Origin of the sequence: Actinopolymorpha alba DSM 45243 (assembly GCF_000373925.1) — a bacterium.
In the GTDB taxonomy this organism is placed as follows: domain Bacteria; phylum Actinomycetota; class Actinomycetes; order Propionibacteriales; family Actinopolymorphaceae; genus Actinopolymorpha; species Actinopolymorpha alba.
Map to the genome: position 1 here is coordinate 24,979 of NZ_KB892777.1, position 17,389 is coordinate 42,367.

At 69.7% G+C, this 17,389-nt stretch carries 15 protein-coding genes and 1 pseudogene; 8 read left to right on the top strand and 8 right to left on the bottom strand.

Annotation, left to right across the window (positions count from 1 at the left end; all coding sequences use genetic code 11):
* Window positions 1-22 precede the first annotated feature (22 nt).
* Window positions 23-661, top strand: a complete 639-nt coding sequence (locus tag B141_RS0126240) for a response regulator transcription factor (RefSeq protein WP_020578166.1) — start codon at window positions 23-25, stop codon at window positions 659-661.
* Here the strand turns inward: B141_RS0126240 and B141_RS0126245 are convergent.
* Window positions 658-1,815 (bottom strand): erythromycin esterase family protein, encoded by a 1,158-nt coding sequence (locus B141_RS0126245; protein ID WP_020578167.1) that lies wholly within the window; start codon window positions 1,813-1,815, stop codon window positions 658-660. The two genes, B141_RS0126240 and B141_RS0126245, sit on opposite strands and share 4 nt — an antisense overlap.
* Window positions 1,816-1,897: 82 nt before the next feature.
* Here B141_RS0126245 and B141_RS0126250 point away from each other — a divergent pair, with 82 nt between their 5' ends.
* Entirely contained in the window at window positions 1,898-2,644 is a 747-nt protein-coding gene (locus B141_RS0126250; RefSeq protein ID WP_020578168.1) for a TioE family transcriptional regulator, read from the top strand.
* A gap of 169 nt (window positions 2,645-2,813) precedes the next feature.
* Here B141_RS0126250 and B141_RS0126255 read toward each other — a convergent pair whose 3' ends face one another.
* Window positions 2,814-4,088, bottom strand: coding sequence for a serine hydrolase domain-containing protein (locus B141_RS0126255; RefSeq protein WP_020578169.1), 1,275 nt, complete (start codon window positions 4,086-4,088; stop codon window positions 2,814-2,816).
* Window positions 4,089-4,245: 157 nt separating this feature from the next.
* On the opposite strand from B141_RS0126255, the gene B141_RS0126260 reads away from it, so the two are divergent.
* The 3 genes and pseudogenes from B141_RS0126260 to B141_RS51700 all read left to right on the top strand — a co-directional run.
* Complete coding sequence (locus B141_RS0126260) at window positions 4,246-5,397, top strand: sensor histidine kinase (protein WP_020578170.1); 1,152 nt, start codon at window positions 4,246-4,248, stop codon at window positions 5,395-5,397.
* Complete coding sequence (locus B141_RS42835; protein WP_051114189.1) at window positions 5,388-6,071, top strand: response regulator; 684 nt, start codon at window positions 5,388-5,390, stop codon at window positions 6,069-6,071. Before B141_RS0126260 ends, B141_RS42835 begins: the two co-directional genes overlap by 10 nt.
* Before the next feature lie 168 nt (window positions 6,072-6,239).
* Window positions 6,240-6,431: pseudogene (locus tag B141_RS51700) on the top strand (hypothetical protein); the annotation flags it as partial.
* Here the strand turns inward: B141_RS51700 and B141_RS0126270 are convergent.
* Both B141_RS0126270 and eno read right to left on the bottom strand, forming a co-directional pair.
* Window positions 6,385-7,467 carry an alcohol dehydrogenase catalytic domain-containing protein gene (locus B141_RS0126270; protein ID WP_020578172.1) on the bottom strand — a complete coding sequence of 361 codons (1,083 nt, stop codon included), beginning with the start codon at window positions 7,465-7,467 and terminating at the stop codon, window positions 6,385-6,387. The pseudogene B141_RS51700 and the gene B141_RS0126270 overlap by 47 nt on opposite strands.
* On the bottom strand, window positions 7,467-8,816 hold the full coding sequence (gene eno, locus B141_RS0126275) for a phosphopyruvate hydratase (RefSeq protein ID WP_020578173.1): 1,350 nt from the start codon (window positions 8,814-8,816) through the stop codon (window positions 7,467-7,469). The genes B141_RS0126270 and eno overlap by 1 nt, the downstream gene beginning before the upstream one ends.
* 254 nt (window positions 8,817-9,070) lie before the next feature.
* Between eno and B141_RS0126280 the strand changes: the two genes are divergently transcribed.
* A complete protein-coding gene (locus B141_RS0126280; RefSeq protein ID WP_020578174.1) occupies window positions 9,071-10,258 on the top strand; it encodes a GNAT family N-acetyltransferase in 1,188 nt (395 codons plus the stop codon).
* A 39-nt stretch (window positions 10,259-10,297) separates the two neighbouring features.
* Here B141_RS0126280 and B141_RS42840 read toward each other — a convergent pair whose 3' ends face one another.
* From B141_RS42840 to B141_RS0126300, 4 genes are all read right to left on the bottom strand, one after another.
* Entirely contained in the window at window positions 10,298-11,128 is an 831-nt protein-coding gene (locus B141_RS42840) for an alpha/beta fold hydrolase (RefSeq protein WP_202805923.1), read from the bottom strand.
* Between the two features lie 476 nt (window positions 11,129-11,604).
* The gene (locus B141_RS0126290) at window positions 11,605-12,522 is read right to left on the bottom strand and encodes a 1,4-dihydroxy-2-naphthoyl-CoA synthase (RefSeq protein ID WP_020578176.1); all 918 of its coding nucleotides are present in this window, start codon (window positions 12,520-12,522) and stop codon (window positions 11,605-11,607) included.
* 131 nt (window positions 12,523-12,653) lie between these two features.
* Window positions 12,654-13,694: a tellurite resistance/C4-dicarboxylate transporter family protein gene (locus B141_RS0126295; RefSeq protein ID WP_020578177.1), complete on the bottom strand. Its 1,041-nt coding sequence runs from the start codon at window positions 13,692-13,694 to the stop codon at window positions 12,654-12,656.
* A gap of 192 nt (window positions 13,695-13,886) precedes the next feature.
* Window positions 13,887-14,261 (bottom strand): DUF488 domain-containing protein, encoded by a 375-nt coding sequence (locus B141_RS0126300; RefSeq protein ID WP_202805924.1) that lies wholly within the window; start codon window positions 14,259-14,261, stop codon window positions 13,887-13,889.
* A gap of 164 nt (window positions 14,262-14,425) precedes the next feature.
* Here B141_RS0126300 and B141_RS0126305 point away from each other — a divergent pair, with 164 nt between their 5' ends.
* Together B141_RS0126305 and secD are read left to right on the top strand one after the other, a co-directional pair.
* The gene (locus B141_RS0126305) at window positions 14,426-14,923 is read left to right on the top strand and encodes a hypothetical protein (RefSeq protein ID WP_026257594.1); all 498 of its coding nucleotides are present in this window, start codon (window positions 14,426-14,428) and stop codon (window positions 14,921-14,923) included.
* A 72-nt stretch (window positions 14,924-14,995) separates the two neighbouring features.
* Window positions 14,996-17,293 carry a protein translocase subunit SecD gene (gene secD / locus B141_RS0126310; protein WP_020578179.1) on the top strand — a complete coding sequence of 766 codons (2,298 nt, stop codon included), beginning with the start codon at window positions 14,996-14,998 and terminating at the stop codon, window positions 17,291-17,293.
* The last annotated feature ends 96 nt before the right edge of the window (window positions 17,294-17,389 follow it).

The window sequence follows — 17,389 nt, forward strand, 5'->3', positions numbered from 1 at the left end:
GTCCTCAGCGAAAGGTAACGCCATGCGGATCGTGATCGCCGAGGACTCGGTTCTCCTGCGGGAGGGGCTCGCGCGGCTGCTGGACGAGGCCGGCCACACGGTCGTGGCCGCCGTGGGCGACGGTCCGTCGCTCGTGGAGGCCGTCTCCACCCACCGGCCGGACGTCTCCATCGTGGACGTCCGCATGCCGCCGACGCACACCGACGAGGGACTCCGCGCCGCGATCGAGGCCCGCCGGCGGGTGCCGGGGGCGCCCGTGCTGGTGCTGTCGCAGTACGTCGAGGGGTCGTACGCAAGCGACCTGCTCGCCGACAAGACCGGCGCGGTCGGCTACCTGCTGAAGGACCGGGTGGTGGACGTCGAGGAGTTCCTGGACGGCCTCAACCGGGTCGCCGGGGGCGGCACCGTGCTCGACTCCGAGGTTGTCTCGCAGCTCCTGGTCAACCGGCGGGATCCGCTCGGCGCGCTGACCCCACGAGAGCGGGAGGTGCTGGGGCTGATGGCGGAGGGGCGTACCAACACCGCGATCTCCCAACGCCTCGTGGTGAGCGAGGGCGCGGTCGAGAAGCACGTGGGCAACATCTTCGCCAAGCTCGGGCTGGCCCCGTCGGAGTCAGACCACCGCCGGGTGATGGCTGTGCTGGCCTACCTGGGTTCCTAGCCGTAGGAGGGCCCGACGGTAGCCCTGCCGTCGCTGATGTGCAGGATCGCATCAGCGGCGTCGAGGGTCGCGTGGTCGAGAGGGAAGTAGCCCTGCTGTGGGGTGGCGTCTGTGCGCGTGCGGGCTGACGTGACCGTGGTGCCCGTCGTCAGGCCCCAGGTGGTGGTGCGGCGCTGCAGGAAGCCCTCGTAGGTATCCGCTTCGGGCTCTCGAAGCCCGATAGTTTCGCTTCGGCCCAGGCTGCTGGCGACGAAGGTGTACCGCTTGCCGACCAGGGAAGCCACGATGGCGCCGGCGGAGAACCAGGTGAGGTCCATGTCCCCCATGCGCATGTGGCTCTGATTCCGTTGTAGGTGGACGTTGTGGGCGAAGACCAGTGTCGGCCCCCGTTGGGCTTCGACATCTCGGATGTCGAGGAGGTTCTGGGCCATGAGCGCATCCCTGGTGGCACACATGCGGGTCCACCGTGCGTTTTGTTCGAGGTGCTGTGCCGACTGCTTGTGGTAGCGCAGCAGACCAAGGCCGGCGGTGAGGTGTGTCTTGGCTCGGAACCACTCGGCGCGTGAGGTCGTCGCGATCAGTTCCGGTGCGCGCGTGTGGAGCACGGTGAGCATGTCGTCGGCGATCGATCGCAGTCGCTCGGCCTGCGGCGTGGCACCGGGCGACATGGCTGGGTCCATGACCGCTTCCGTGCGGCTCCACCGTTCGTCATCGCCGACGAGGCTCGCGAGGTCGAGATCGAGCCCCAGGTAGTCGCGGGCGCGTTCGAGGTAGCGCCGCGGGCTGGGTGCGCTCATCGTCTCCGTGGACGCGTCGAAGCCGTGGAACGCCAAACGGTCTTCTGGAGGGCGGCTCTCGTTGTAGTCGCGCATCCAGGCAATCAGGTACCGGTTGGCGTCCAGGTCTCCGAAGCCGTGCGAGAAGCCTTCACTCATCGCCGAGTCGAGGCTGCCCACTCCCTCCTGGACGAAGTCGTTCACTGTCAGCGCGGCCACGCGATCGGTCTCGAGGGCGATCGACCGGAAGCCGTGGTCAACCAGCTGAACGAACAGTTCGTTGCGGACCCGCGCGAAGGCTGGTTCCAGGTGTGTCGGCTCACCGAGCGCCAACAGGTCACATGACGGGGTTACGAAGTCTCGAATGTCCTGGGTCATGTCNCTCAATCGTAACGTTGAAAGATCGGTTGAGACTTTGTCGGCTCTGACTCGCTCAGCCATGGGGTAAGGTCTCAAAGCGGTGGCAACCTCCCGACCAGCTGACCTCGCCCGCGAGCACGGCATCTCGACCCAGGCGGTCCGCAACTACGAGCGGGATGGATGCATCCCACCCGCCGTGCGCACACAGAGCGGTTACCGGATCTACACCGAGGTGCACGCGGCAGCGCTCCGCGCCTATCTCGCGCTCATCGCGGCCTACCGGCACTCAGCCGGCGGCCAGATCATGAACGCACTCCACGACGGCCGACTCGACGACGCCCTGATGGTCATCGACCGTGGCCACAGCCAGCTGCTCCGCGACCGGGACACCCTCGATGCGGTGAGGAAAGCGGTAGATCACCTGACGGCGGAGTCTGACGCCACCTCTGACCTGCCGGAAGACACCGAGACCCGAACCATCGGCGAACTCGCACACCAACTCCGGGTTACTCCTGCGACCCTGCGCAACTGGGAGAGTGCCGGCATCCTCGCCCCCGCACGAGACCCCGCCACCGGATACCGCATCTTCCACGCAAGCGATGTCCGCGACGCTGAGCTCGCTCACCTGCTCAGACGCGGGGGCTACCCGCTCGACCACATATCCACCGTGGTCCAACAGATCCGAACGGCTGGCGGCACCGACACGCTGTCCAGTGCCCTGGATGATTGGCAACGAAAGCTCACCGCGCAGGGTCTTGCCATGCTCGACGCGGCCACTCAGCTCAGCCACTACCTGAGCTTGCTCGACCGCGCTCTGCCAGAGCTCGTCCCTGCCCGCAACACCTAAGCCGTCCCGGACGGGATGCGCGGGGCACTGACGGGGTTGCTGCTGGTGCCGGACGGTAAGGGGGTCTCGGAGCTGGAGCGGCTGCGGACCTCGCCGGTGACCTTCGCCTCGTTCCACTCGCCGACGACACCGTCTGCCGTCGGCCATGCCCGAATGCTGGGAAAGGCCGTTACGTGTCCTGCCCGTTGCCGGGGGTGTCGCATAGCGCGTGGTCGACGAGGTTACTGGCGGCTTGCTCTTGTCGGAGCGCGTTGTCGGGCGAGTCGTTTAGGGCGGTGGACATGGAGACGGTGACGGTGCGGCTGCCGTCGTCGGTGGCGCCGTTCAGGGTGATGTAGCCGCCATCGCCTCCTTCGTGGCTCCAGTAGCTGCCGCCGCAGGACAGGGGCCGCTTGGCCAGGCCGAGGCCGTAGCGTCCGTGTGGCCAGAACACCTGGGTCTCCTCGTTGACCGGGACGGTCTCCTGCATCTCGGCCAGCCGTGCCTCGGGCAGCAGCTCGCCGCCGAGCAGGGCCTGGAAGAAGCGGTTGACATCCGCAGTGGTGGAGACGTAGCTGCCGGGGTCGGGGAGGATCACCTTGGTGACGTCGACCCGTTCGCCGGAGGGGAAGACCTGGTAGCCCTTGGCGTGTGGACGGCGGAGTGTGGGGGTGCTGCCCGGCAGGTAGGTGTGGTCCATGCCGAGCGGTTTCAGGATCCGATCCTCGACCTCCCGGTGCCATGGGCGATCTGTGATCTTCTCGATGATCATGTCGAGGAGGACGTAGCCGGTGTTGGAGTAGCCCCACCCCGTGCCGGGTGGGAAGTCCGGGTGGTGCCTCATCGCCCGTGCGACGATCTGCTGGGGTGTGTAGGTGTCGTACCGGCGCTCGTAGTACTCCTGCGGGGTGGTGTAGCCGGGGAGATCGTCGTCGTGGATGCCGCTGGTGTGCTGGAGGAGTTGGCGGATGGTGATGCGGCGTCCATCGTTGCCGTTGCCGTCCACCAAGCCGGGCAGCCAGCGGTCCACTGTGTCGTCGAGCGCCAGCTTGCCCTCGTCGACCAGCTGCAGGACCACGGTGGCCACAAGCGCCTTGCCGGTGCTCGCTATCCGGAAGTAGCCGTTGCGGGGCACCGGACGGTCCGTGCCCGCCTCGGCGACGCCGCTGGTGGCGACCAGGTCCCGGCCGGTGCCGGTGGTGACCCGTGCCTGAACGCCAGTAACCCCCAGCGCCTGGATGGCGTCGATGTCCCGGCGCAGGTCGTCTTGCCCGTATCCGGGCGTGGTCGCGTCGTGCGCATCGGCTGTCAACGGGATGGCAACGGCCGCGCCGGCAGTGACGAGGGCGGCCGCAGCGGTGGCCAGCCACCGTTTGACGATGCGGCGGTGCTGCCGTTGTGCGGGCCGGCCGGATAGGGGGGTGTTCGGGTGGTGCGGCGCGGAGGCCGGGGTGGTGGATCTCATGCCCCCACGCTAGGTAAGCGCAATATTGCGGGTCGCTACCTCAGGCTCCCGAACGAAGGGTACAGCTACCTGTAGTGCCGCAGGGTCTGCCTGGTACCTAAGGTGAATCAGTGGGCCTCCCACAATTCTCCTGTACGACAGAGGGAAAGCGAAGCAAGTGCTCGGCGTACTCGGCGCGGCCCGCGCATGGGGGCTCAAGACGTGGCGCAGCGGGCGTTACCTGCTGGGCACCCTGGTGGCCGCGACCGTAACGCTCGTCGCGGCGCCCCTGCTGTGCATTCCGTCGCTGGCGCAGCCCTGGGCGGAGCAGCATCGCCAGCGCGCCGGAGCGCTGCTGGGACGGCCGATCGAGCCGCGTCCGCGCGCCGCCCTCCGCAACCTTGCGTGGCTCGTGACGCAGGTGGTCACCGGTCTGCCGGCGGGCGCCCTTGCCCTGCTTTTCCTGGGCAGCCTGTTTCTCACTCCCGTCATCACGGTGTTCTGGTGGGCCTTTCCCACGGCGCCGTGGCTGCCAGTGATCAGCGTTCGCATCACCGACTGGGGCACCGCGTTGTCGCTCGGCCTGGTGAATCTCGTGTCCCTGGCGGCACTGGCCGCCATCACCCTCCCGCTGCTCGCCCGAGCGCACGCCCGGTGCTGCCTCGCGGTCCTGGCGACATCGCCCGCGGAGCAACTGGTCGAACGCGTCACCGAACTCACCCGGACACGTACAGACGTCTTGCAGGCGCACGGTGCGGAACTCCGCCGGATTGAACGAGACCTGCACGACGGCACCCAGGCCCGGCTCGTGGCCATCGCGGTGCGGCTCGCCGTGGCCGGCGAAAGCCTCTCCGACGACCCCGACGCGGCCGCCGTTCTGGTACGGCAGGCCCACGCCGAGACCGAGGACGCGATGACCGAGTTGCGCTCCGTCATCCGCACTATCTATCCCCCGGTGCTGGCTGACCAGGGCCTCTCCGGCGCGCTCAGCGCCCTGGCCACCAGGGCCGGGGTGCCGACCCGCATCGACATCGGCCCGCTCGGTGAGATCCCCGCAGCGGTTGAAGCGGTCGCCTACTTCGCCGTCACCGAGGCACTGGCGAACATCGCCCGACACAGCCGGGCCACCAATGCTTCGGTTCGCGTCACCCGCAACGGCGCACTGCTCCGCGCGGAGATCGCCGACAACGGGACCGGCGGAGCGGATGCCGCCCGAGGGTCCGGCCTGGACGGAATGCGCCGCCGCGCCGCCGCTCTGGACGGCACCATGAAGATCAGCAGCCCGCCGGGCGGGCCGACCGTCATCACCGTGGAGCTGCCGTGCGAGTAGTGATCACCGAGGACAACGTCCTGCTGTCATCCGGGCTCGAGCTCCTGCTCAACTCCCGGGGCTTCGAGGTCGTCGCGACCGCTGTCGACGCCCCCGGATTCCTCACCGCCGTCGAGACCCTCCGGCCGGACGTCACCATCGTGGACGTGCGGCTGCCCCCGACCTTCCGTGACGAGGGCATCCGAGCCGCAGTTCAGGCCCGCCGCGACCATCCCGGACTTCCCGTCCTGGTCCTGTCGCAGTACGTGGAGCAGGAATATGCGGGCCGCCTCCTCGCCGATGCCCGGGGCGGCATCGGATATTTACTCAAAGACCGGGTGAGCCGCGTCGCAGAGTTCACCGACGCACTGCGCCGTGTGGCCGGCGGCGGCACCGCCATGGATCCCGAGGTCATCACCCAACTCCTCGCCGCACGCGGCGATCCCGTCGATGCCCTGACCGCACGGGAGCGCGAGGTCCTCGCGCTGATGGCCGAGGGCCACGACAACGCGGCCATCGCCCAACGGCTCGTCGTCACAGACAACGCGGTCCACAAGCACATCGGCAATGTCTTCCTCAAACTCGGCCTGTCGGCCGGCGACAGCGGCCACCGCCGCGTCCGCGCCGTCCTGGCCTACCTCCGCCGCCATGGCGGTACCGCGCTCGACCCGACGACATCGCACCCACTGACATGAACAGCGCTGCGCCCCATGCAACGACTGCATCGTCCCTTCTGGAATAACACGATCCGCCCAGGCTGACTGACAGGGCGGAGCCTTGGCCTTGTTGAGAAACCGACCGATAAACCCGTCGCAGACCAGATGGTTCTTGGTCGTCAGCCCGCCGCGGGACCGGCCGATCGCCGCAACGTCGTCGAACGCTGCTTCAACAAGCTCAAGCAATGGCGCGGCATCGCCATGCGTTCAGACAAAATCGCCCGCAACTACCACGCCGGCCTCTGCTTCGCCACCACCCTCCACTGGCTCACAGCGCCTTTAGCAACACGGCCTAGCCAGCTGCTGGGGGCGTGCCGTTGGGCAGGACCAGCACCTTGAGGTGCGCGGCGGGCTCGGCGAGCAGCGCGTCGAACCCGTGGGTCACCACCTGGTCCAGCTCGATCCGGTCGGTGATGAGGGCGCGCCCGTCGACCTGGCCCGTCTCGAGCAGCCGAAGCGCGCGCGGGAAGTCCACGTCGTACGTGTGTGACAGCGACGCCACCAGTTCCTTCTCGCTGAGCAGGAACGACAGCAACTCCAGCTCCAGCACTCCGCCGGTGACGCCGAGGAGGACCGTACGCCCGCCCTTCCGCGTCCACTCGACGGCACCGCGCACCGCCGCGGGTTTGCCGCCAGCCTCGAAGACCACATCAGCCCCGACCCCTCCGGAGAAGTCGGCCAGCGCCTCCCGCGCCTGGTCAGGCGCCACCGCGAGGTCGGCACCGAGCCGCTCGGCCAACGCCCGCCTGGCAGGCACCGGCTCGACGACCGCGATCCGGGCCGCGCCCGCGAGCCGGGCGACCTGCGCGACGAGCAGGCCGATCGTGCCGCCACCCACGACGGCGACGGTCGCACCGCGCTCTTTTCCTCCAGCACCGTCGAGTCGGGCCCGCCGCACCGCGCGCACCGCCACCGAGGTCGGCTCGGCGAGCGCCGCCACGTCCGCCGCCAGCGAGTCGGCGTACGGCAGACAGATCCGGGCCGGCGCCAGCATCTCCTCGGCGAGCCCGCCGTCGGCTCCCTGCCCGGTCGAACGCAGAGACACGCACAGCGCATAGTCGCCGCGCCGGCACCAGAAGCATTCGCCGCAGAACAGATGCCCTTCCACCGCGACCCGCTGTCCCACCGCGAGGTCCACTCCGTCGCCAGCTTCGACGACGACGCCCACCGCTTCGTGCCCCATGGTGAGCGGACCGCGGTCGCCGGCGAGCGGCGGCTCCGCGGATTCGGGCGCGTTGAGGTAGACCTCGAGGTCAGTGCCGCAGATCCCGCACGCGTCGACGCGCAGGCGTACCCATCCCGGCGGCGGGGTTCCCAGTTCGGGAAGGTCCACGACCCGAAGGTCCCGCCGCCCGTACATCCGCGCTGCCCGCATCAGCCCTCTCCCCGCCCGGCGACCGGGCCATCCACGAGTCCGGGGGTACGCCCGGCCAGCGCCGAGCGACCGGCGTACTCCGCCTGCCCAGCGAGCTCCCGCTCGATCCGCAACAGGCGGTTCCACTTCGCGGTCCGCTCTGACCGCATCGTCGAGCCCACCTTGATCTGCCCTGCCCGCCAGCCGACGGCGAGGTCTGCCAGCCAGGAGTCTTCCGTCTCACCCGAACGCGCTGACACGACGCTCGCGTACCCCGCGGCCTGGGCCCGGTGGACGACGTCGCGCGCACCCGTCAGGGTGCCGTTCTGGTTGGGCTTGACGAGGATCGCGTTCCCGACACCGCGGGCGATGCCTTCCGCGAGCAGATCCGGGGAGGTGACGAAAAGGTCGTCGCCGAGGAGCTGAACGCCGCTGAGGGCGGTGCTCGCGCGGGCCCAGCCAGCCCAGTCGTTCTCGGCGCAGGGGTCCTCGATCGACACCAGCGGGAGGTCCCGCGCCCAGTCGGCCAGCTCGCCAACCCATTCGTCCGCGTCCAGCTCGCGGCCTTCCGCCGCCAGGGCGTACCTCCCGTCCTTGTAGATCTGCGTCGCCGCCACGTCGATCGCGAGCGCCGCGTCCTCGCCGGGACGCAGGCCGGCGCGCTCCATACCGCGGCACACCAGCTCCAGGGTGGACCGGTTGGTCGGCAGCGCCAGTCCGAGGCCGCCCTCGTCGGCCACCAGCGTCGCGGACCGGCCGTCCGCTTCCGCTACCTCGACGGTCGCCGCGCGCACCCGGACAGCCAGCTCCAGCGCGCCGGCGAAGCTCTGCGCCGAGAGCGGCACGACCAGGACGTCCTGGATGTCGATCGCGCCGCCGGCGTGTGCGCCGCCCGACACGATGTTGACCATGGGCAGCGGCAGGAGTGGAGGGCTGGGTGACCGCTGCGCCGCGTGGACGTGGAGGGGTACGCCGGTGGCGTCGGCGGCAGCGAGTGCCGCGGCCACGGAGATGGCGAGGACGGCGTTCGCCCCGAGCCGGGACAGGTCCCGCGTACTATCGGCTGCCCGCAGCGCCGCGTCAACCTGAGCTTGCTCCTCGGCTGGGATACCCCTGACGGCGGAGGCCAGGACGGTCCGGGCGTTCTCGACGGCGCGGAGTACGCCGCGGCCGGCGTACCGCGGTCCTCCGTCGCGAAGCTCGACCGCCTCACCCGCACCCACCGAGGCGCCGGACGGGACCGCGGCGACACCGCAGGCGCCGCCCTGGAGCCGGACCGCGCAGGCGACGGTCGGCCGGCCACGTGAGTCCAGGACTTCCCAGGCGTCGACCTCGCTGATCGCCGTCGGATTGCCTGCCGTCTCGATCACCGCCCCAGCCTGGCGAAGGCGACCTCCTCGCACCAGCCCCCGGCCAGACCCGGCCGGGGTTGACCGCCCTCCCGTCCTGGCCCGCAAGGCGCGTGGGAGTTGTGGGAGTGCGGGTTTTTCATCGCCGCAACACCGACCTTGCCGCACCGAAACACCGGCAGGAGACGGTCGTGAGGCAGCGTCGGGACTGGAGTACGCACAGGCGTTCCGGCCGGCGCCGCGACACGCCGTTCCAGCATCAGGGGGGATCATCGATGACGCTGTGGCAGGTCCGGACCCGGGTCCGCGACATTCCAGGAACGCTCGCCCAGCTTGCGACCAGACTCAGCCGGGTCGGCGGCAACGTCGTCGGCATCGACGTCCACGGCTGCGACACCGCGCATGTGCACGACGACCTCTTCGTCGACGTGCCGGCCACGCTCACCAGCGACGAACTCCGCGCGGCCCTCGCCGAGGCGGTCGACACCAGCGCCAGCGACGACGAGGTACGCGTCCGCCGCGCCCGAGCGCAGGAGCTTGTGGACGGTCCGAGTCACGCCCTGCGGCTTGCCGCCCAGCTCGTGGCGGACCCCTCCGCGCTGCCCTCCCTGCTCTGCCAGCTGCTGGGCGGTGACAGCGCCGAGTTCTGCGGCCACTGCCCTGACGAGACTCCCCACCAGTTGGTCGTACCCGCGCCGGGACATGGCGGGTTCGTGGTGATCCGGCGGGCCTGGGCGCCGTTCACGCTGATCGAGCGGGCCCGCGTCGCCCGGTTCGTCGCGGTCATCGCGACCATGGAACGCCGCCGAGCCTTCGCCGACAGCCGGGCGATCCTGCCCGACGGCACCGAGCTCCGCATCCGCGCCGGCCGCGACTCCGACGTCGGGCACGTCGCGGACCTCCTCGAACGCTGCAGCGCCGACACCCGCCAGCTGCGGTTCATGTCGACGGAGGAACGCCTGCCCGCCGAGTGGCTTCGCCGACTGGCCGCACCCAGCACGGGTTTCTCAGTCCTGGCCTTTGCCGACTCCGGTGAGCTCATCGGGATGGCGCAGTGCCTGCCGTACGACCAGGAGGGTTCGAGGGATGCCGGCCGGGCGAAGGGGTCCCGTTCCGAGATCGGCCTGCTCGTCGAGGACGGCTGGCAGCGCCGCGGGGTGGGCACGCTTCTCCTCCGCACCCTGGTCAACCGCGGGCGGACCGAGGGCGTCGACGAGATCGTCGCGGTGAGCCTCAGCCAGCAGGCCGGCACGGAACGCGTGTTCGCCCGAGCGGGGCTCGCCACGATGATCAGGTACGCCGACGGCGTGCACGAGGTGCGGGCGCGGCTGCGGATGCCCCGGCGGAAGGACTCCGTCGCCAGAAGCGCGTCCAGCGCCGATGCCACGACAGGTCCGGCCGAGACCGCCGTACTCACCGGCCAGAACGCCCTGCGGGTCTGGGCACGCTCGCACCGCCGTTGACGGTCGCTCGCCCGCTGCGCCCCGGTCCGCGCGATCTCTTCAGCGGACAGGGCGCGGAAGCCGGTAGTGCTCGGTGAGGAACTCCAGCAGAACGCGGTTGAACGCCGTCGGGTTGTCCTGGTGGGCGAGGTGACCCGCGCGCGGGATCACTTCGTATCTACAACGCGGATCCCGGTCCGCCCAAGCCGGAGCCTCCTTGGCGACCCCAGGAGTCCGGTCGTACTCCCCGTGCGTGAGCAGGAGCGGCTGCTCGATCCGATAACCGGGCTTGGGGTGGGCGGCGCCGGCCGCGGCACGCCGCACGGCGAGTAGCTCCGACCTGCTGAGCCGCTCCGCCGCCTCGAAGGCGTACGTCTGCACGTCGGGGACGATCGCGGCCGACCTTGCCACCCGGTGACGAAGGTGGCTGGTCGATCGCAGGCGGGCGACACGTGGCGGCAGCTTCCTCGCCCATGCCCGCCACGGCGCGGCTTGAAGTGTGCGGCAGGTGCAGCCGATCAGGGCCAGGCCGGCGACGCGTTCTGGGTGCCGGAAGGTGAGTTCCTGCGCGACGTGCCCGCCCAATGACTGTCCCACCAGGAAAAACTGGCTGCCGGCGACGAGATTGTCCAACAACGCAAGCAGATCGTCAGCGATGTCGCCAACTGTCAAGGGAAGCTTGCCGATCGGTTTGGAACGCCCGTGGCCGCGGACATCCCAGCGCACCGTGCGATAACCCGCCCCCCAGACCGGCCGCAGCTGCGGCTCGAACATCCGGTGATCCATGCAGGTGCCGTGAGTGAAGGCGAGCAGCGGCCCGCGCCGCGGCCCCGCGAACCAGTAATGAATGGCAGAACCCGAGCGTTCCAGGACACCGGCGGTTTCTGGCACGCGGCGACCCCCTACCGCAGGAGGTCACGCCCCGGATCATGCCGCGGCGCTCCCCCAACCTCCTGCCGTTCAGCGTAACCAGGACGGGCCGTCAGCTCCCCGCGATTCCGCGCGCTTGAACCGCAGGGGGCCGCGTGGCCGCAGCGGCGCGCCTTAGCTTGCCCAGTTGTCATAGGTTTCTCGGTCTCTTAGCCGACATTCCTATGACAACTCGGGATTAGAACCGGACCATGATCAACTTGCAGGAATCGCCCACGCTCCACGCGAGTTCTAGGCGTTTTCTGCAAGTTGATCATGAAGCAGGCCGCCAACAGTTCAACCCGTGAGGCAACCTGCCGCCGCAGTAAGATCATTTTCGGAGAAGTGACCCATGCTTCGCGCAGAACGTGGGCCACTTCTCCACAATGATCTTGATCTGGATCGAGAGTTGCTCAATGGCGAGGCTCGTATTCGTGCGACCCCCGGGCACCGAGAAGTCAGTAGTAGAAGGGGAAACGCGACCAGTCGGGATCGCGCTTCTCGAGGAACGAGTCACGCCCCTCCGCTGCCTCATCGGTCATGTAGGCCAGTCTGGTCGCCTCGCCCGCGAACATCTGCTGCCCGACCAGTCCGTCGTCGATGAGGTTGAACGCGTACTTCAACATCCGCAGGGCGGTCGGGCTCTTGCCGTTGATCTCCCGCGCCCACTGCAGCGCGACGCGTTCGAGTTCGGCGTGCGGAACCACCGCATTCACCATGCCCATCTGGTGCGCCTCGTCCGCGGAGTACTCCCGCCCCAGGAAGAAGATCTCGCGGGCGAACTTCTGCCCGACCTGGCGGGCGAGATAGGCCGAGCCGAATCCGCCGTCGAAACTCGCCACGTCAGCGTCGGTCTGCTTGAAGCGCGCGTGCTCCCGGCTCGCGAGCGTCAGGTCAGAGACCACGTGGAGGCTGTGCCCACCACCGGCCGCCCACCCGGGCACGACACAGATGACGACCTTCGGCATGAACCGGATCAGCCGCTGGCATTCGAGAATGTGCAGGCGAGCCAGTTTCGCCGCGTCGACGCTTTCCGCCGTCTCGCCCTCGGCGTACTGATATCCGGCCCGGCCGCGGATGCGCTGGTCGCCGCCCGAACAGAACGCCCAGCCGCCGTCCTTGGGCGACGGGCCGTTGCCGGTCAGGAGTACGCACCCGACATCCGGCGTCATCCGCGCGTGGTCGAGCGCGCGGTAGAGCTCGTCAACGGTGTGGGGGCGGAAGGCGTTGCGTACCTCGGGACGGTTGAACGCGATCCGCGCCGTCCCCTGGTCGACCGCGCGGTGGTAGGTGATGTCGGTGAACTCGAACCCGTCCACCGGCTTCCAGGATGCCGGGTCGAACAGCTCCGACACCCGTCCCGCATCGGTCTCCATGTCCGCGAAGCCCTCCTGGTCAACCGGCCAGCGGGTCTCGCTGACGCCCCTCGATCGTGCCACCCGGCACGGCGGCGCCGGTCGATCGGGTCCCGTGGTCCGGTGGTCCTATGGCCGGCCGGCGCGTGGGCTTACGCGGGCTCGCTGGTACGTCGCGGCGGACGGAACCCGCGGCCCAGCCGAACGAGCATCGCGACGAACACCACCACCCAGACGAGGAACGCCGGCCAGGTCACGACGGTCGCGATGGCCGACAGGAACGGAAACCCCGTGACCAGGCCGAGGTCGTGGGCCGAGGCGGCGTACATGCCGAGCGGGAAGACGATGCTCCACCACCCGGGTTCGTAGCGGAGCGGGACCCGGCGGGTCACGTGCCGCCACCAGCCGGCCACGAGCAGGGCGGGGATGAGGCAGGTCCCGAAGGCCCAGAAAACGACGGCGACGCCCACCACGAAACCGGCAATCCGGGTGCCCACGAGCTCGCCGGCGCCTGGCGATCCGGTCATTTCGACGATCCGCGTTCCCCCGACAACCGTGATGGCGGTGGCGCCCATGGCCACCCAGTACGGCGGGGCGACCTCCTCTGGGCGCGGCGGGTGGATCATCAGCCGGATGACCACAATGCTCGCCATGGCGGCATAGAGGCACCCGCCGACTGACCAGGCGAAGACGGCCAGCAGGGCGAGCCCGTCCATCCAGGACGGTGCCAAGGGTTCGAGTGTGGCTGCGAGGACGGCGACGGACTGGGCGGCCACCACCCCGATGAACCACGTGCCGTTCGCCCCCTCAACCGCCGGTTTGTCGCGGTGGCCGGCGAGGACGGCCGCGGGTACGCCGTAGCCGAGCCCGATCCACGCGAGCCCGCCGAGGACGAGAAGGGCGATCGCCGCCAGTTCGTGGCCGTCCAGCAGGAGCCGCGTGCCCAGCACGTTGGTGCCAGCGACGAAGGTGAAGAACCCGAACCCACGCTGGGGGTCGCGCAGATCCTCCGCCATCACCGCGGGGTAACTGACCAGGCGCCAGAGGCTGAGCACGATGAGAACGACGTACGACGCCGCCGCGATCCACAGCAGGAGGAGAGACAGCGGTAGCAGGCCAAGCTGGTGCAGGTTCACCGAGATGATGCAGGTCGCCATCACCAACGCGAAGTAGCTCGGATGGAGGGTCCGCACACCAGCACCTGCCGTCCCTCGCGGCCACGCCGACCGACCGGTTTCCCGTCAGTACCTCGCACTCAGTACCTCGCACCGATCCGGTGCCAGCGGATCGTCGCGCGGTGCCCAGCCTCATACCCGTCCTGGCGGTCGTCCAACAACCGCCGTCAGCCGCGGCGGACCTAGCAGCCTCGCGGGTGCGGCGCCGGTTCACGACCTTCGCTGGTGGCTCAGGCGCTCCGCGAGTACCGCCGCCTCGCTGTGCTCGACGTCCTTGGTCGCGGTCAGCAGCGTCACCGGGGCCTTCGCCGCGAGGGTACGCAGCCGGTCCAGGGCGGCGACGCGTTCGGGCGCGCCCAACTCGTCGGTGTAGCGGCGCCGGAACTCCTCGAACTTCTCCGGCTGATGGCCGTACCACTTGCGTAGCTCCGTCGACGGTGCGACGTCCTTCTCCCACGTGTCGAGCGCGGCGGCCTCCTTCGTGAGCCCGCGCGGCCAGATCCGATCCACGAGAACCCGCGTGCCGTCCCGGTTGGACGATTCCTCATAGACCCGGCGAAACCTCACCATATGTGCCTGTGCCATACGATCGCCTTCTCTCCTGCATCCTCCGGGCCCGGCCGCGGCGCCGCGACCGGCCCTCCTTCCACGATGGCGCGAATGGACGGCGGATGCGACGCCCGGCAGCGCCGGACGACCGGCGTTACACTGAGCGGACTTTTGCCGACGCGAGCCCGGGAGGACCCGCCGTGGTAGCCACCCGCGCACCGCGGGACCTCCTCCGCCGACCTGCCGTAGCCGTCGTCGGGGTCCTGCTCGGTGTCGTGGTCGGCCTTGTCCAGCCCGGTGCGGCGGCCCCCCTGCTTTCCAGCGGCTTCCGGGTCGCGGTCGCCGCGAGCGCGCAGTTCTCGGCGTCCGGTGGGCATGAGTCACGTCTGCGTACGACGAACGCGCCCGGGCGGGTCGCGACGGCGCTTCCGCGCCGGCAACCACGGGTCACGGCGGCCACCACTCCGCTACCGGAGGCTCCGACCGCCGCCCCCGATTCCGGTCGTACGCCCACGGCGATCCGGCGGACCGTCCCCTCCCACCCGGGCCCTGCTGTGGGGGTGCTCGTCCACGCACCGTCGCCGACCCGGGCGGCCGCTGGCGGCCCGCCCCTTCCGCACACTGACACCCGCGGCACCGAGTCGGTCCCCACCGGCGTCCCCGCCGTCCGCGCTCCTCCGGTCGCTCTTCAGGCCTGACCGCCCCGCCCACCCGGCAGGGTCCAGGCCGAGAGCCCTGTCCTCTTTCCTCGAGACCTCGCCGGAGGCATCGTGTCCCGCGCGCCCGTCGTCCGCGCCGTCATAACGTTCGGCATCCTCGCCGCCGCCCTCTATTTCGCGATAAGTACGCCCGCCCGCCTCGGACTCGACCTTCGTGGCGGCACGCAGATCGTCCTGGAGACCAAGGACAGCCCCACCACCAAGGCCACCGCTGAGTCCACCGACCGCGCCAAGGAGGTCCTCAGCCGCCGGGTCGACGCCCTGGGCGTCTCCGAGCCCAGCCTCACCCGCTCAGGTGAACGCCGGATCATCGTCGAACTACCCGGCGTCCAGGACCCGCGCGAGGCCGAGGAGGTGATCGGCCGGACCGCGCAACTGGCCTTCCACCCGGTCGTCGGAATCGCCCAGCCGAACGACAAGCCGGAGAAGGGCCAGCAGATCATCCCCGACGAGAGCGGGCAGCCACTCCGCCTCGGGCCCTCCGCGCTGACCGGCGAAGGCGTCTCCGACGCCGCCGGGATGACCGACCCGCAGCAGGGGCTCGGCTGGTTCGTCAACGTCGACTTCAACCGCGCGGGCGGCAGTGCCTGGGCCCAACTGACCGGCAAAGCCGCCTGCGCGCAGCCGGGTGACCCGACCAGGCGGATCGCCATCGTCCTCGACGGCAAGGCGATCTCGTCACCACAGGTCGACCCGAGCGTCGCCTGCAACGTCGGGATCAGCGGTGGCACCACCACGATCACCGGCGACTTCACCCAGGAGTCGGCCCAGGAACTCGCGGTGCTGATCAAGGGCGGCGCGCTTCCGGTGCCGGTCGAGGTGATCGAGCAGCGGACGGTCGGCCCGACCCTCGGCGCCGACGCGATCGAGGCGAGCGTGAAGGCCGGACTCATCGGCCTCATCCTCACCGGGCTCTTCATCATCGTCGTCTATCGCCTGATGGGCGCGCTCGCGACGATCGCGCTCGCGTGCTACGCGCTGATCTCGTACGCCATCCTCGTCGCGCTCGGAGCGACGCTCACCCTGCCCGGCCTCGCCGGCTTCGTCCTCGCCATCGGTATGGCGATCGACGCGAACGTGCTGGTCTTCGAACGCGCCCGGGAGGAGTACGCCGCGGCCCAGAAGAAGGGCCTCTCGCCCGCTCTGACCCGCGGCTACTCCGGAGCCTGGTCGGCCATCCTCGACTCCAACGTGACGACCCTGCTCGCGGCCGGGCTGCTGTTCTTCCTCGCGTCCGGGCCGGTCCGAGGGTTCGGTGTCACGCTGTCGATCGGTGTCCTCGCCTCCATGGTTTCGGCGTTGATCGTGGCGCGGCTCTTCACCGACTGGGCGGTACGCCGGACCTTCGTCCGCAAGCGTCCCGGCCTCACCGGGCTCGGCTCGATCGGGCGGGTCCGGTCGTGGCTCGTCGAACGCAACCCCGACCTGATGAAGCGCGGCCGGCTGTGGCTGGCCATCACCGCCTTGGTGGTCGTCGTGGCGATGGCCGGCATCGTCACCCGCGGCCTCAACTGGGGCGTGGAGTTCACCGGTGGCCGGCTGATCGAGTACTCCACCAGCAAGACCGTCGACGTCGACACAGCTCGGGAAGCGGTCGCGGATGCCGGCTTCCCGCGGGCCGTCGTCCAACGCTCGGGGGATGACAACCTCTCGGTGCGGACCAGCGAGCTCACCACCGACGAGGCCGTGACCATCGAGCGCGCGCTCGCCGAGGTGGGCGGCAAGGTCACCAAGGAACGCGACGAGCTGATCGGGCCAAGCCTGGGTAGCGAACTCCGGACCAACGCCCTCATCGCGCTCGTCGTCGCGCTCCTCGTCCAGATGGCGTATCTCGCGATCCGGTTCCGCTGGACGTTCGGCGTCGCCGCCGTACTCGCGATGTTCCACGACATCGTCGTGGTCACCGGGCTGTTCGCCTGGCTGGGCAAGCCGATCGACGGGGTTTTCCTCGCCGCGGCGCTCACGGTCGTCGGGCTCTCGGTCAACGACACGGTGGTGGTGTTCGACCGGGTGCGTGAGCTGTGGGCAGCCCACCCCAAGGCGCCGTTCGCCCAGAACGCCAACACCGCGATCCTGCAAACTGTGCCGCGTACGGTCAACACCGGCCTGGGTGCGATGTTCATCCTGGCGGCGCTGGCGATCCTCGGCGGCGACTCGCTGACCGACTTCGCCATCGCACTGCTGGTCGGCCTCTTCGTCGGTACGTACTCCTCGTCGTTCACCGCGACGCCGCTCGCGATCGAGCTGCAGAGGAAGAGCAAGAGCGGGCCGCCACGCACCCGCTCGCGCGCACCCGAAGCCAGCGCGCGACGGCGGGCCCAGCGCTCCGGCACCGGCGCCGTGGTGTAAGGCTGCCTTCCCCGCCCCGCGTCGCCGTGGGGAATGATCACGTTTGCGTGATCATTCCCCACGAAACGCGGTAAATTTGCCTTGCCTGGTGGGGAT

Excerpts from the sequence above, each read along its gene's own strand:
- B141_RS0126255 (WP_020578169.1), bottom strand. The coding sequence starts at position 4,088 with ATGAGATCCACCACCCCGGCCTCCGCGCCGCACCACCCGAACACCCCC.
- B141_RS0126270 (WP_020578172.1), bottom strand. The coding sequence starts at position 7,467 with ATGCGGGCAGCGCGGATGTACGGGCGGCGGGACCTTCGGGTCGTGGAC.
- B141_RS0126280 (WP_020578174.1), top strand. The coding sequence starts at position 9,071 with ATGACGCTGTGGCAGGTCCGGACCCGGGTCCGCGACATTCCAGGAACG.
- B141_RS0126290 (WP_020578176.1), bottom strand. The coding sequence starts at position 12,522 with ATGGAGACCGATGCGGGACGGGTGTCGGAGCTGTTCGACCCGGCATCC.
- B141_RS0126245 (WP_020578167.1), bottom strand. The coding sequence starts at position 1,815 with ATGACCCAGGACATTCGAGACTTCGTAACCCCGTCATGTGACCTGTTG.
- B141_RS0126300 (WP_202805924.1), bottom strand. The coding sequence starts at position 14,261 with ATGGCACAGGCACATATGGTGAGGTTTCGCCGGGTCTATGAGGAATCG.
- B141_RS0126240 (WP_020578166.1), top strand. The coding sequence starts at position 23 with ATGCGGATCGTGATCGCCGAGGACTCGGTTCTCCTGCGGGAGGGGCTC.